At 44.5% G+C, this 14,987-nt stretch carries 9 protein-coding genes and 1 riboswitch; of the genes, 1 reads left to right on the forward strand and 8 read right to left on the reverse strand.

Annotated elements, in window-relative coordinates; translation table 11 throughout:
- Positions 1-21 precede the first annotated feature (21 nt).
- A complete protein-coding gene (locus MHI53_RS19450) occupies positions 22-1,053 on the reverse strand; it encodes a DNA sulfur modification protein DndB (protein ID WP_061140786.1) in 1,032 nt (343 codons plus the stop codon).
- On the reverse strand, positions 1,040-2,140 hold the full coding sequence (locus MHI53_RS19455; protein WP_061140787.1) for a DNA sulfur modification protein DndB: 1,101 nt from the start codon (positions 2,138-2,140) through the stop codon (positions 1,040-1,042). Before MHI53_RS19455 ends, MHI53_RS19450 begins: the two co-directional genes overlap by 14 nt.
- A 524-nt stretch (positions 2,141-2,664) precedes the next feature.
- Here MHI53_RS19455 and MHI53_RS19460 point away from each other — a divergent pair.
- Positions 2,665-3,195 (forward strand): DUF4309 domain-containing protein, encoded by a 531-nt coding sequence (locus MHI53_RS19460; protein WP_340373708.1) that lies wholly within the window; start codon positions 2,665-2,667, stop codon positions 3,193-3,195.
- A 53-nt stretch (positions 3,196-3,248) separates the two neighbouring features.
- Here MHI53_RS19460 and MHI53_RS19465 read toward each other — a convergent pair whose 3' ends face one another.
- The 6 genes from MHI53_RS19465 to MHI53_RS19490 form a co-directional block, all read right to left on the reverse strand.
- Positions 3,249-3,569, reverse strand: coding sequence for a protealysin inhibitor emfourin (locus tag MHI53_RS19465; protein WP_061140790.1), 321 nt, complete (start codon positions 3,567-3,569; stop codon positions 3,249-3,251).
- A 33-nt stretch (positions 3,570-3,602) separates the two neighbouring features.
- The gene (locus MHI53_RS19470; RefSeq protein WP_340372010.1) at positions 3,603-4,664 is read right to left on the reverse strand and encodes a M4 family metallopeptidase; all 1,062 of its coding nucleotides are present in this window, start codon (positions 4,662-4,664) and stop codon (positions 3,603-3,605) included.
- 370 nt (positions 4,665-5,034) lie between these two features.
- Complete coding sequence (locus tag MHI53_RS19475; RefSeq protein ID WP_061140792.1) at positions 5,035-6,234, reverse strand: phosphoglycerate dehydrogenase; 1,200 nt, start codon at positions 6,232-6,234, stop codon at positions 5,035-5,037.
- A gap of 147 nt (positions 6,235-6,381) precedes the next feature.
- Positions 6,382-6,460: riboswitch (ZMP/ZTP riboswitch) on the reverse strand.
- Positions 6,461-6,651: 191 nt separating this feature from the next.
- Positions 6,652-10,155 (reverse strand): family 16 glycoside hydrolase, encoded by a 3,504-nt coding sequence (locus tag MHI53_RS19480; RefSeq protein WP_340372011.1) that lies wholly within the window; start codon positions 10,153-10,155, stop codon positions 6,652-6,654.
- Positions 10,156-10,279: 124 nt separating this feature from the next.
- Positions 10,280-10,876 carry a TlpA disulfide reductase family protein gene (locus MHI53_RS19485; RefSeq protein ID WP_340372012.1) on the reverse strand — a complete coding sequence of 199 codons (597 nt, stop codon included), beginning with the start codon at positions 10,874-10,876 and terminating at the stop codon, positions 10,280-10,282.
- A 495-nt stretch (positions 10,877-11,371) separates the two neighbouring features.
- Entirely contained in the window at positions 11,372-14,749 is a 3,378-nt protein-coding gene (locus tag MHI53_RS19490) for a PA14 domain-containing protein (protein ID WP_340372013.1), read from the reverse strand.
- Positions 14,750-14,987: the final 238 nt, after the last annotated feature.

Below are 14,987 nucleotides of genomic sequence, written 5' to 3' on the forward strand. Positions count from 1 at the left end.
TTCACATTTTCCTCACCTCCCTTAAAGGGTATACAGCCAACGGACCATCGCTCTGATATTGTGTTTATCGTTGCTTAGCTGAAATACGGACGGTCTGCCTTTATATGTTCCGCTAAATTCCATCCAAATCGGATTCGCCGGTCTCCAGTCCACCGCTTTCAGTTTTGACATCCTTGTGGAAATCAACCGTTTTCTTTGTTCGATAGTCTGGTTTTCCATCTTATCATTCGCATATAAGGTAACCGCAACGAAAAGCGGATAGCTGGCGAGCATGCATTGCGCGTGATCCCCCATTCGTTCAGGCGGGAACAATTCGAATAGTTCATTAAAATATAGATGAACGAGGGTAATGTATTCGCTGTTTGCAAGCGGGCAGGAAGATACCTTCTCTTCAATGTTTACGTATACCCTGCCTGTCATGAAGATGCCGATGACCTGCCTTAGCTGCGATAGGGAAAGCAGGTTCTTGTTTGCCGGACGGTTGATGGAACGTTTTTCGAATTCGACACCGGCTGTTTTTAATGCTTGGTGGGTATGAAGCACCTGATTGGTGATGACATTGAGGTTGTTTCGCGAGTCGAATGAAATTCGTTTCGATAGGGCCACTTTCTTGCCTTTTAGATTAAGATCCAAATATAACTGTGATTCCTCCGCCTCTGTAAGCCCTTCGAATACCTGGACGGCCATTGAGGTGTCCTTCAAGATTGAATCGAGTTTGTATGCTTGTTTAACTTTCTCTTCATCCTTCTTTAATGCTTTAAGGATACTGTCCTCCAATTGGGCGAAGGCCGCTATTCGTTGAGTTCCATCGATGATCGAGAGCTGATTGGCTTCTTTTATGGCGAGGGTTCCTTCCCTGCAATTGGCAACGAGCGGAGGCAGGTAGATTTGTTTCGTTAATGCATTTTCCAAAAGATAATTCTTGATCGATCGGATGCGCGGCTGGTTCGTTTCCCTTGTGGCAATTTGACCATTGCGATACATGTCGACCAGTTCCATGACAGAATAGGAGACAATCGTCCTTCGCTTCCGGTCCAATTCACTTAGTATCATGGATCCATCCTCCTTCGATTTTCCGTTTGAACTGGAGAGCCGTTTTCTGGATGGCATTCGTGGTGGAATGGTTTTTGACTCTTTTTTTTACGGGGTCGTAGATGTGTGAAAACAGCTCGTCACCATGCTTCCAAGTGCAGGACGTCTTCAGCCGCAGCAGGTGATCGATTGCTTCTTCATAGGGGATTTCATGATGTTTGTGGAGCTGCTGGGTTGTTTGGGCAAGGGCTATCTGAATGCCGGAATAGCCTGAAGTGAATGTCTTCCGGTCTGTCATCTTCTTCGGAAAGATTTCCAGCCATGCTTCGAAAAATGCATGGGCAACCGTAAGGATTTCATCCTTTGAGAGCTCTTCAAGCTTGGCTTTACTGGTGTTGACGGTCATCTTCCCTTCGAATAAAGCGATGAGACAGCGCCTCATGATCGTCAGCGAGGTCAAGGCGGAACTGCTCACTGTTATTCTGGACAGCGTGGTCTCTATCTCCATCTTGCTTTCCAATTTTCCGGCGATGATTCTTGTCAGTTCAGCATATTCATCGCGCTGGTCATATTTCATCACCAATCCGACATGCGGCTCTTTTCGCTTTGTATTGATATCATTGAATAGCTGTCTTTCTTCTTTCGTTTCGAGGTTTAAATAAATTTGAATCGTGACGGGGTAGGTCTTTAGCTTATCAATTTGGCTTTGAAGCTTTTTGGCCTCGGAGAAGTGACCGATTTCTTCCTCCGTTTCCTTGCGTGCCCTTAAATGACTGATGGCCGAAATGAGGGCATACGTTCTGTGCTGGCCATCCAGTATATAGATTTTACTTCCTGGCGGCAGTTCCCCGCCCTCGGGCACTTCTTTGATCGCTCCCCTGCTCGAGAAGATGAACGGCGAAAAGTAGAAATCCCCTTCTGAAACGGATTCTATGATGAACTCCCTGATTTCCGCCCTTCGTTTATGATCGAGCTTCCTTTGAACCGACTCATCGACCTCGAAAATGGCCTCCAATGTCGAGAATTGAATTTGTGAGATTAATATTCTTTTCCCGAATTGGGTAAAACTGTTTCCTGAAATCGACACTTTCATTTCCTGATATGTCATGATTATCACCTCTCTGCGACCATTATCCTATTTTAAGCATTTTTTGTAAAACTACTCTCATTTTTGCACTTCTAAAATTCATTCCTTTTTGTAACTCAATTATCTATTGGACTGGTTTACTCTTTACAAATTTTCACTTAAAAGATATAATTTTTCATTTCTTTTTCTAACTAAATCATTCCCGCCTTAATTTAGTGAATAGTTTGTGTCCATTTTGTGAATTAATAGCGAATACCATGCCAAAAAGTAAAAAAAGATGACAATTTTGTAAAGAAATCACCACACCAAAAAATAAAGTTTGATCTGTAATGGAATTTGAGTCGGACTGTGCCTTTGTAATCATCCTTCCTTTCATAAAAGGAATCATTTCAGCTTGTACATGCTGTTTCCTGAAGGATTTCATCCCATCATGCCAGCAACATGTGCAGGTGCTGCACGAGTGTTCTTTTTTCAGGAAAATGGCGTATGCTATTTAAGTAATTCGTCAATTTCAATTGCAGAAAGGGTGTTCAAGCTTGAAACACATGAGTGGTTATGTCCGTTGCATCACCATGTTAATCCTTGTGGCTGTCATGTTTAGCGGTGGAAGTGTCCATGCAGCTTCAGAAACGGCGAGGTCCGCTCCTGATCGTTTGATTGGCAAAATCATGAGGGTAGCCTCTGAATCTCAGCAGTCAATTAACAGCAGACCTTTTTCTGTTGGTGATTCGTTGAAAAAAGCGGAAAAATCATGGGGCAAACCGGAAGATCTAAGTACAGTTGCAGCCAATTATTGGAGCCATCATGTTCGTTTCCTCTATGACGGGTCAACCAGCAGAAAAACGATCACGGCCATTGATGATTTTAGTCCGCAGCTGCAAACGATTCATTTAGTGGAGGTAAAGAATTTGCTTGGAGAGCCTGATCGTGCAAAGGAGCAAGAGGGGATGTACTATGTCACTTATACGGATAACGAGAATTATAAGATCATTTTCGTGTTTGAAAGTGCCTGGAATAACCCTAACCCTATATTGAATATGTATACAGTTGAACCGGCGGATGAATCTAGTAAATAAGGAGCCAGTAAAATAGAAGAAGAAGGCTGCCGTGGAATCCCGGCAGCCTTTCGTTATTCTTCCGCTAGCTTCACTTCAATCGCCAGATTACGTAAATAATCCAATAATGGCCGTACCTTCTCTGGAGCTGTCACATCTGTAAAGGAGAAGGATTGTTTCTTCGTTTCCCCCGCGATATCCAGCTTGTATGAAAACGCATCCGCTCCTTGAGCTTTTGCCCCAGCGATTTTACTTAAGGATAGGTTGGAAAGATCGGCCTTTTCCATTAAATGCTGCAATTCCTCATGTTTCCCCTGCGGTAATTCTTCTGTATCTATTACCACATTCAAATCGAGGTTGGCCATTCCCCCGCCACAGCTAAATTGGATGAGCATGTCCGTTTTTGCCTCCCGTTCGTTTCTATTTACCTACTCAGGCAGCCCAACAGCTTTAAACGCGTCTTCAATCGTTTTTATCGCTGTATGAGGCACTGTTCCGCCATCAGCAAGCTTTTGGGCAGCCTTGATGACAACTTGGACGAATTGATTGAAATTCGCTGTCGCAAATAAATTCTGCATCGCATCGAACCAGATCAAGGCTGCTTTGTCCGTTCCAATCTCCATCGAGACAAGATAGAAGGCCTTGTTTGGAATCCCGCTGTTGATGTGGACACCATGATTATCGCGCTCGCCTTTATAATAGTTCCTCATATGATCCGGCTGCAAATCCTTCCCCATCAACTTATTATCGAATGCCGTACCTGGTGCTTTCATCGAACGGAGCGCCTGTCCCTTCAGTGTGGGTCCCATTATATCGGCACCAATCAGCCAATCGGCATCTGCCGCCGTTTGCTTCAAATGATATTGCTTTATGGTAACACCGAACACATCTGAAAGATGTTCATTCAAGGCCCCTGACTGACCTTCATACTCCAATCCGCTCGTGAACTGCGTTACTCCATGTGTAAGCTCGTGACCAATGACATCGAGTGAATCGGCAAAATTGCTAAAGATGATTCCATCGCCATCACCAAATACCATTTCATCGCCATCCCAGTAGGCATTCGTGAATTTATTCCCATAATGAACGTTCAGAATGAGATCAAGGCCCTCGTTATCCATGGAATTGCGGTGCAGGACCTCCTTGAAATAATCACGGACGACTCCACTATAATCGTATGCTTGGTTAACCACATGGTCACCGCTTGACCGGTCCCCTTCTTTCCTTGCCTCATTCACCCTCAGCTTCGTTCCGCCCTTGCAATCATATACATGCCGTGCCGACTCACCATGCCTGCCCGAACCAGCATCGGTTAAAGCGGTGACACCTTTGATATCATATTCCTTAAAGATTCTGCGCCTGCGCATTTGCCGGCTTTTCGCTAAACTGACCCGTGCCGCTTCCACATCATTCAGGGCCATATTCTCTAAAATATAGTTAGGTACTATGAAACACTGGCACACCGATTTTGAACAACCTTTTTTGTGCATACTTGACACCCCTTCATGATTTTTTTAAAACGATATCCGTTTCTTTTTGAAGAGTGCAGCTTTTCTTAACGCGCCCAGCCTTCAACATCATTCCCTTAAGGTTAAGCCTTATTGTCCGGGTGCTCGCTTCTTGTGCAGCACATGTCTATAGAATACTTTCGCCACGCTTATGTCATATCCCTCCCTTTCCATCCTTTCCAACACGGCAATTCCAGGTAAAATATGAGTCTCCTATTATTCTTTCCTGCGGCACCACCCTTAGCGACATATAAAAAAGCCTCAACTCCTAAAAAAGGAATTGAGACCCTCACTGACTTTTTTCACCTAAGCAGGGAGACTTCAATCAGCTCTTCCTGCCATTCAAGTATGTTTAAAGGATGCGAGTCGTAACGATACCCGTGATTTGCTTGATTTTTTCCTCCAAACCAGGAATGAGGTCGCCACTCACTTCACCGTCAAGGTCAATCATCGTATACGCATAGCCTCCTCGGCTTCTGTTAACCATATCAGCTATATTCAAATGCAAGCTTGAAACAGCCAGTGTGATTTGCCCGACCATATTAGGAACATTCTCGTGGAATACGGCCACACGTCGCTTACCTGTATAAGGAAGGGATGTATTAGGAAAATTCACGGAGTTTTTAATGTTCCCTGTTTCTAAAAAGCTCTTCACCTGACGAGCGGCCATAATGGCACAGTTTTCCTCCGATTCTTGCGTAGAAGCGCCAAGGTGGGGGATCGGCACGACATTTTTCATGTTCAGCACATTTTCATTCGGGAAGTCTGTAATGAACTGACCGACTTGTCCTCCTTCAAGAGCCGCTTGCATATCGGTTTCATTCACAAGCTCACCGCGTGAGAAGTTCAAAATATGAACGCCCGGCTTCATGATGCTAAATGTATCTTGGTTGAACATTCCTCTAGTATCATCAGTCAATGGAACGTGTACCGTTATGTAATCCGATTCCGCATACAACTGTTCAAGCGTCATCGCACGCTGTACATTACGTGATAGATTCCAGGCTGTATCGACAGATATGAACGGGTCAAACCCGATGACATCCATGTCCAAATCAAGTGCATCATTCGCTACAAGTGCACCGATCGCTCCTAAGCCGATGACACCTAGCGTCTTACCTTTGATTTCTTTACCGACAAATTGCTTCTTTCCTGCTTCTACAAGCTTTGGAATTTGTTCTCCTTCACCATCCAGCGTCTTTGTCCAGGCAACACCGGCAAAGAGATTACGAGATGAGGCCATCAATGAAGTCAATACCATTTCTTTTACTGCGTTGGCATTCGCACCAGGAGTATTGAAAACAACAATCCCTTGGTCCGTGCATTTGTCGACCGGAATATTATTGACTCCCGCCCCTGCCCTTGCGATTGCTTTCAAATCGGCACCCAATTCCATTGCATGCATATTAAAGCTGCGAACAACGATGGCATCAGGGTTTTCACTGTCATTATCAATCGTAAAGCCATCTTTATTGAATACATTTAACCCGCTTTGTGCAATATTATTTAACGTTTTGATCGTTTTCGCTTTTTCTAAAGTGATTGTACTCATGTCGTTTGCTCCTCTTTTCAATTATGATAGTTTTGATGATAACAAGATTTCAAGCCTAACTGCTATCCAAGTTCATGAAAATCTGTATTCCTTTAGACTTCACTATTGTCTGATAATAAACAGAAAGAGGCAAGGGATATAATCCCTTACCTCTGCCCAGGCGAACGGCTACGACACTATGTGTTCCCTCACGGTTATCCGCGTTTCGCCAGTTGCACATAGTCTTTTCATTTATTTTATTTTATCAAATTATTCAGCAATCTTCAATTTAAAATTTATTTTTTTTCATTCATTCATTTGAGTTTTGTAAAACATGCCAAGAAGGGCGGCGCTTATGCAAAGGACCCAGTGTTGGAATCACTGGGTCCTTTCATTAATCGTTTTAATTGGTGTGCAATGCTGGAATGAACGACCACTTCATTGCTGCGGCCTAACCACGATATAATCCAATTCATAAAACCCTTTATCCTTCATGAATGTGATCGTGTTTGTGCCTTTTTTCAATGGCACTTCCAATTTGGTTGCCATGAAGCGTCCCCAATTACGTGTATTTTGGTATTTCAATACGTGTGTTTCACCGTTGACGATGATTTTTCCCGTGGAGGGATCAAGTCCATTGGCAAACCAAATATCGACGTTATATTTACCTGTTTTAGGAACATTGACAGAATTGAAATTCACCTGGCTGTCGGCAAAATCCATCCCCCCTACATAGCTCCCGTCCGAGGCATTGGGTTCGTTCGTCCTTACCGATGCATGAAAAAGTTCGGCTTTCTCCGCTTCATATTTTGCTGCACCCGTATCCGTCAATTTCTCGGTCACTTCAGGGAAATAGGTGATGCGCAGGTTCTGTGCTCCATAAGGCACAAGCGTAATGTTTTCAGTCGGTTCCTTAGAGAAAATCGGTCCTACAGGCGGCTCCGCGGCTTCCACATTATTGGGGGATTTGCCCCATGTCGGAATTTTTTTCCCTTTCGCCACCAACTTAACCGGGGTCGTCGCTTGTTTGAATGGATTCTTTGGCATCGGCCCTGTAACCACATCAATGGATTTCTCCGGATCCTCGCGATCAATGAGCAAGCCGTAATTCCATGAGTTATCAGCTTTCACCGTATACTCATTAAAGCCTAAAGCAGATGCATCGAAACCTGGCGCTGGGGCAATCGGCTTGTCTTTAACCTGCCAATTCTCCTTCATTTTCAGGGAATACACGAGCGGACCGCGTTCAATTCCGATCGAATTATTGATCCATGTTGTTGTTTTTAATTTCATCGGTACTTGCAGAACCACTTTATCACCGCTCTGCCACTTTCTATCGATACTTACATACTCACCCGCTTTTATACCTTTAACAGGCTCTCCGTTCACCGTTATGCTAGGCTGCACCGACCACGCGGGAATGCGCAGCTTGAGCGGGAACTTCACCGTTCTTGAGGTGTTGATGTTAAATTTGATTTTATCTTCAAAAGGATAATTGGTACTCTCCTTGATGGTAATGTCCGCTTTTTTCAGTTTTACAGATACCTGGCTCGGGCCATACGCAATGACTCCAATGCCCCCATCTGCAGATGCTGCCCACATATTCTTCACGAAGTATGGCCATCCCATGTGCATATTGAAGCGGCAGCAAGGATAACCCGAAGTCGGCGAAGGCATCATGCCATTGGAATAGTTTTGCTTAAATCCATGATCTGCATGGTTGCTCTCCACTTGATTGGGCAGTGAATAATATTGATGGTTCTTGATTTCCTTATCCATCGCGCCTGGAAGGGAATTGAACGTTATTTTTTCCAGGTCATCACCAATTTGCGGATCGCCAAGGATCATCGCCGCTTCCTCGTTACTTTGCATCCGCTCTGTAATTGCACAAAGCTCCACTCCCTGCGTGGAAGAAGTTCCAGCTAGCATTTCCGTACCTGAGGTCATGCCGGTAATCTGATTATGATTATCTAAATTTTTGACTCCGGCATTGAAAGCCTTCCGATCGCTTTTGGAATGTGATCGTTGATAGTAAATGGAAGGCATTTTAATGGCTTCATTCACATTGACCGAATGGATCGGTTGAAAGTCGCTGCCAAAGTCTTGAAATTCATTTTTGCTGAATATGTCTGCAATCGGGTAGGCCTGCCCTGCAAGCGTATCCGTCAGCTTCAGCAGGAATGCCTCATTCGTTCGATTATAAAGCCAAAGGACGGTATCGATATTATCTCCAACCCGGATTTTGCCCCAATCCTTTAGGGGCTGTGCCGGCAAATTGGCGGCTTGATACTTGAAGTAGTTCGTCATGAATGGAAGGATGCGCTTATCTCCTGACGCTTCGTAATAATCCTTCATCGCATATAGAGCTACCATGCGCGGCCACCAATCATCATTGGATTCCGGACCGAACGATCCGTCCTTCCGCTGACTCGCCAAAATGGCGTTGATCCACTTTTGCGAGGTGGCAATCAGTTCCTTGTCATTCAAGGTATAAGCAAGAGGAACCAAGCCTTTCAAATAATAAACAGGCCGTTCCCAATCGGATTCCGGGGCACTGCCGCCAAGCCAGGCTGCATTCGTTCCCAATTCACCGTACAAATCCTCTGCATGGCCCGTAGCTCCGTCACGCTGAAGCTCAAGCTGCTCGAGCAGCCAGCCTTTGGCCTGCACCGAACCTAGGGGCAGCGGGGTAAATGGCGTCTCAATGAGCGGTTTTTTGTTGGAGACCGGTTGTTTGTAGGTTCTTTCCTGTACGACATATGCGCTGGCAATGAAGTTATCAAAAGACGCTTCGGCTTGGTCAGCTTGCAATCCGACTCCGCCTTTAACGTTAAGCGCCCTGCCTTTATCGCTATATTCGATCACCGGAGTGACTGTATCGTTCACGTAAACCTTAATCGTATTTTTGCTTGTTACAACTTTCAGATGATAAGGCTTATTCGCTTCGATGCGATCAAACACCTTCGTTGACTGCAGTACCAATCGCTTGTTATGTTTCCATTCATTAAGCGTAACGTTGCCATCCTCTCCAATTGCTGCATAAAAGCCGTTTGCTTTGGCATCTCCAGGGTACACTTTCTTCAACCCGAATAACAGACCGGCATCTCCCTTTTCTTTATCATCAGGTATTTTCAGGTTAACCTCCAAAGTCATATCATCGAACACCTTATCCTTAGCGACGATCTTATTGTTTTCATCCTTATTTACCCTTAAGGATCCTGAGGATAGCTGCCAGCTTCCATTCACGATATTCCAAGAATGGATGGCCTGATTGGGAGCATTGTCGAACTGATCCTGGAATAGGCTGCTGCCGTCCGGGACACTTGCCTTGACGTTATCGAAGAAAGGCTCGGAGTTGTAACTCCTAATGCCGATACGGCCATCTTTGTATGTGCTGTCGGTTTGTTCAAGCACCAGGTCACCATTCAAGTAGACTTGGATTTTGCTGCCAACGGCTATCACTTTTACCTGATAGGAGGTTTTTGGTTCAATTGTAACCGCCGTCCGTTTCAATTCGGTAAAATTATTGTCCATACGACCGAGAAACACGGAACCGGATCCGTTTGCCGATACGCCCGCATAGTAGCCCTTGACATGATCAACGCCGGGCACGGCACCGTTAACCCGGAATAATACCCCGGCATCTCCATTGTGATCCGCGAGGCTGATATCGGTCTCAACCGTAACATCTTGAACGGATGTCTGATTGGCGATGGCCTTATATCCCGCACCCTTACTGACAGTCAGCTTGCCTGAATCGATAAACCATGGACCCTCGATTACATTCCATTTATCATTAATGATCGTTTTATCGAAATGATCCGCGAAATAATCGGGTATTTCATGTTTTTTCGGTATGGCCGCTTGCGTCGAAAAGGGGAACGCACACGATATGAATAAAGTCAGAATCAGAAGCTGAACGATCGTTAATTTTCCTTTCAACGAATCCACCTCACTATGAATGTAATAATATTCAACTCTTTCACTTTTATCGGCATAGCTTAGCCCCCTCCGCTTATGTAGATTTTCCTCATATCGCTCACCTCCTTTGTTAGAATTAGGCCATTCACTTCCCTGCAAGACGTTCGATCTTCTCTGCCAGCTCAAGCTGATCGACAAGGTGGAAGGTATCAACAACATAACCGTCTTTATCAATCAAGAACATGGTGGGGAGCGAATGCAGCTCGTAAAGATCGGCCGCGTGTTTATGCTCATCTAGCAAAATAGGGTATTTCATTTCATTTTCCGTAACGAAAGCTTTAATATTTTCGGGCTGCTCCTCCGTTGTCACATTAATTCCATAGAAATCGATCTGGTCCTTATACTGCTCGTGAAGCTTCTTAAGCTCCACAGCTTCGACCGAGCAGGCATCACACCAGCTCGCCCAAAAATTCAAGACGACCGGTTTTTTTCCTTTTCCTCCGATTGACACATACTCGGAGCCATCCCATGCTTTCAGTGTAAATGAGGGTGCTTTGACATTTGTTGATTTTCTTTTTTGTCCGGAATTGGCCCGATCCACGATTTTTTCCAAGCCCTTGGCATCTAGACCTTGAGACTCGCCTACCTCGGCCTTGGTGGCTGTCAAATTATTTACAGCCTGGAAGCCGGCAAAGCATGCAACGAGTAAGAGAGCAATATATAGCCATACGTTTTTCTTCATAAAAAACCTTCCTTCGCCCGCTAATAATGGCAGTGCAATCATTTACATCCATCATAATTGGTTACCTTCTGTAAGTATTTACAATAAACATAGAATTTTTATGATTTTCCGCATAAAAAAAGCCCATGTTTGGCTGTGTAAACGAAAGAGGAGGAACGCTTGACGTGACTATCCCTTTCAGCAGCCCCTACTTGTTCGGTAAGGGGTGCGAAGGTTCGACATTTCCTATCTAATAGAATGAACGAGGCTTGCACTCAACTTCTTCCACCTTTACGGATGATCTAGTTGTTTACGAAAAGGGTTCGCTATGAAGCTCTTATTTTGCCTGGTTTACTGCTTTTCCTCGCATCTCGGTCTTGTTCTGCACTGGTACATTTCCTTCCTAACACATGTACCTTGCCAGGTTTCTGAAGAGTCTCCCTTCACCAGTGATTCGAAATGCTGACTAATTTACTTCAACCCCATGCGGTTTCACATGGGGTGTCTATCTAACTCTTATTGAATATCCTGAACAGTGAAGTAATCAAAATTCGCCTTCACATTTTTCCCGCTGACAGGACTTGCTGCATAGATGCCGATTTTCACATTCTTCAGCTTGGCAGTAATCGGATCTGCCGCTTTCTCCCATTTCCCATTCACCCAATAATAGGTGGAGTAGACATCGCCAACTCTTTTAATCTTCAGGAATAATGTATCATCACCAGGGTGTGATGCCGGGTTTTGGGCTTTGCTGTATTTCATCGCTTCTTCTTTTGCCGTTTCCAGTTTCAATCCATTATCCCAGACATGACCAAGCCTCACGTAATTATCCTGATCCTGCCACACATAAAGACCTGCTTGTTCATGGTTATTCCTGTTTGCTGCATGAACTTTCGTCGTTATCTCAAAGTCTCCTGCTGGAGCCTTCTGCAGGAAGAGGTTACTAAGTGTATTGCCTTCCTGAAATGAATCACCAGCTTGGGCAGTGATCGTTAGGTGACTTGGGTTTTCCTTCAAGCTCCAATTAGGCAGGCTTTCGTTGAACACCGACCACTTTTTATCCAGCACTTGACCATCAAATTGGTCCACTTTCGCTTTTTTGGCAATCGGAGAGTTCACCTCGTACTTAAAGCTTTGGATATCCTTTTTCAACTGATCTGCCGCCTTAAAGAATTCCTCAGATGTAGATTTTTTATTGTCATAGACCGCCTCGGCATTTTTTATCGATTTCTTCAGGAAAAAGATTGCCGTATTCGGATAGGTTCCAGGCGTGCTGCCCATTTTTGCGCTCTTCAATACCGCTTTCGTTTTATCTATTTCTTCCTTTAATACGTATTTTGGTGAAGCGGATTTTATTAGCGACTGATTTGCCGCAGCCACTCTTTTTGCATCCATTTTCGTCACTTTTCGGTCATATGTGAGCAACCCGTTAAGCTCACCTTCAACATCCGTTGTTTGCGTATAAACGGCCCCGCTTAACCCGTTGCCATGAATATATCCTTTTAATGATTCGATATACTCGATGTACGTATCCGTAATTTCTTCCTTATTGGATTGCTTCGCATAGCTCCAGCCACTCGTACCCCATTCATGGCCTGGTGCATCCAATCCTAAACCGCCATACTCACCAATGACCGCAATTCTATCTTCCTCGACATTCGGTGACCTTGGGTTCGGATAGGTGTGCCAATCGATGACATCCCCGACAGGATAATCGGTCCAGCCGCTTGCATTGGTTACGACACGAGTAGGATCAAGCCCTTTTACCCAATTCGTTAAACGCACCGTGTCATATTGTCCCCAACCTTCGTTGAAGACGGTCCATTGCACAATGGAAGGATGGTTGTACTTCTCTTGGACCATTTCCTTGAATTCTTTTTCATATTGCTTCCTTTCATCTGCAGTAGCCCTGCCTCCAGCTGATGAGCCTTCTAGACTCGGCATATCCTGCCAAACGATCATGCCCATTTTGTCTGCCCAGTAATACCAGCGGGCTGGCTCCACTTTAATGTGTTTTCGGATCATATTGAAGCCAAGGTCCTTTGTCTTTTGAATGTCGAATTTCAATGCCTCATCTGTTGGGGCTGTATAGTTTCCATCTGGCCAATATCCTTGATCCAATGGCCCCATCTGGAATATGAATTCCCCATTGATTAACGGACGCAGCTTACCATCTACCTTGCCAATGGTAATTTCCCGCATCCCGAAATAACTTTTTACCGTATCAACTGTTTTGCCATTCTTTTTTAAGCGCACTTCCAAGTCATATAAAAACGGATCCTTTGTTGTCCATAGGCGTGCATTGGGAACAGGCACGGCAATATCCTTGCCTACCTTGCCCGTTATTGTGCTCACTTTTTTGCCTTTTTTATAGACGATGGCCTCCACGGTTTCGTTTTTCACACCGTCTGCGTTTACTTTTAATTTCAGTTGCTCGGAATCTATATCAGGTGTCGTTTTCAACGAAGCTATATTAGCCTTTGGTACGGGCTCGATCCATACCGTTTGCCAAATACCTGATGCTGGTGTATACCAAATCCCCTCTGGCACACGAGTTTGTTTACCTCTCGCCTGTCCGCCGCCAGTTGGATCATGCACTTCCAGGATCAGTTCATTTTTTCCCTTCACCAAATACTTTGTAATATCATAGCTGAAAGCATCATACCCGCCTGTATGGGTCCCTACCTTTTCCCCATTCACATATAAGGTGGATTTCCAATCGACTGCTCCGAAATTCAATTTAATATGATCGCCCTTCCATTTATCCGGTAAGGTGAAATCACGTTTATACCACATATGTTCTTCCATTCTCTCGATATCGGATAAAGCTGATTCGACTGGAAAAGGCACGAGGATTTTCTCTTTTAATTTTTTCCCTGTCGGCAGCGAATCTCCATCAGAGGCACCTTGGAATTCCCATTCGCCGTTCAAATTCATCCAATCTTGCCTGGCCAATTGAGGTCTTGGATATTCTGGCAGCACGTTCTCCTTATTGACCTTATCTGCCCATTTCGTTTCAATGTTGAATTGTGAATGATTTTCCACCCTGTTCAAAAAGGTTGGAACATCCTTCCCATCCGAGCGCAAGGCACCTTTTCCATCATACGTGATCAGGACTTGATTGCCTGTCCGTTCGTAAATGGGCTGTTTAGTGTGAATGACGACAGTAGACTTGCTATTCTGTTTAAAAGCGACATCCTCAACTTCCCAATCTCTTCCGTTCAATTTGACAGCGACATGATCTTTAAGATTTCGAGGCAATTTATCTAATGGGCTTGCAAATGTCAGCTCCACTTGTTTGCCATCTTCAAGGACTTGTGCAGATTGAACCGTCCCGTCCATTTCATAGTCTTCAGGCAAATAAAAGGCACTGCTAGGAATGATCTGTTTTGCCACACTGTCGCTCGACCATAATAGTTTTAAATTCGCTCCGCCCTCATGTTCGAAATATTCAACTTTTATGTCGTATTCCTTGCCTGCTTCCAACGCAATCTCCTTGCTTTTTTGTTCAATGTCCCATTTATCTTCCCAAAAATCGATGGCGAGTTTCCCGTCGATCCATAATCTGAACCCGTTGTCGCCTTTCATATAAAACGTGTAGTCCTCAGAATGCTCAGGGATCATTTTCCCAGTCCATCTCACGGCTGCGGCATCACTTTGCCCCGTGAATTGCTGTAGTGCTGGATTAAGGTCCGAGAAGTCGATATTGTAATCCATTATTGTCGTTTTCAATCGGTTGAAATCGAATACTCCGGCTTTGGTTGAAGTATAATACTCCCCTTTCAGCCCGTGGTTCCCATCAGCAGCATCCCCGGCTGCTGAAGCAGGTGACCCACTAAGGCCGCCGATTACGATAGAACTAACGAATAAACAACCCATCCATGTCTTCTTCATAATGAAATGATTCCCTCCCCTAAGTACGTTCATTGCCAAAACATTATGTTACCGCTTCCAAAATCATAATCCGAAACACCACTCAACTAATGCATCGATATCTACTCCTTTCCCTTACTACTTTACCAAGCCTTCAAGAAAAATTATTTGTAAAAAGCAGTTACATTTTACACTTTTCAGATAATTGTTTTTTCTCCATCCGCCTGAACACATCGGGGGTCCCATATCGCTTTCCAAC

Origin of the sequence: Peribacillus sp. FSL E2-0218, from assembly GCF_037992945.1 — a bacterium.
GTDB classification, from domain to species: Bacteria; Bacillota; Bacilli; order Bacillales; family DSM-1321; genus Peribacillus; species Peribacillus simplex_B.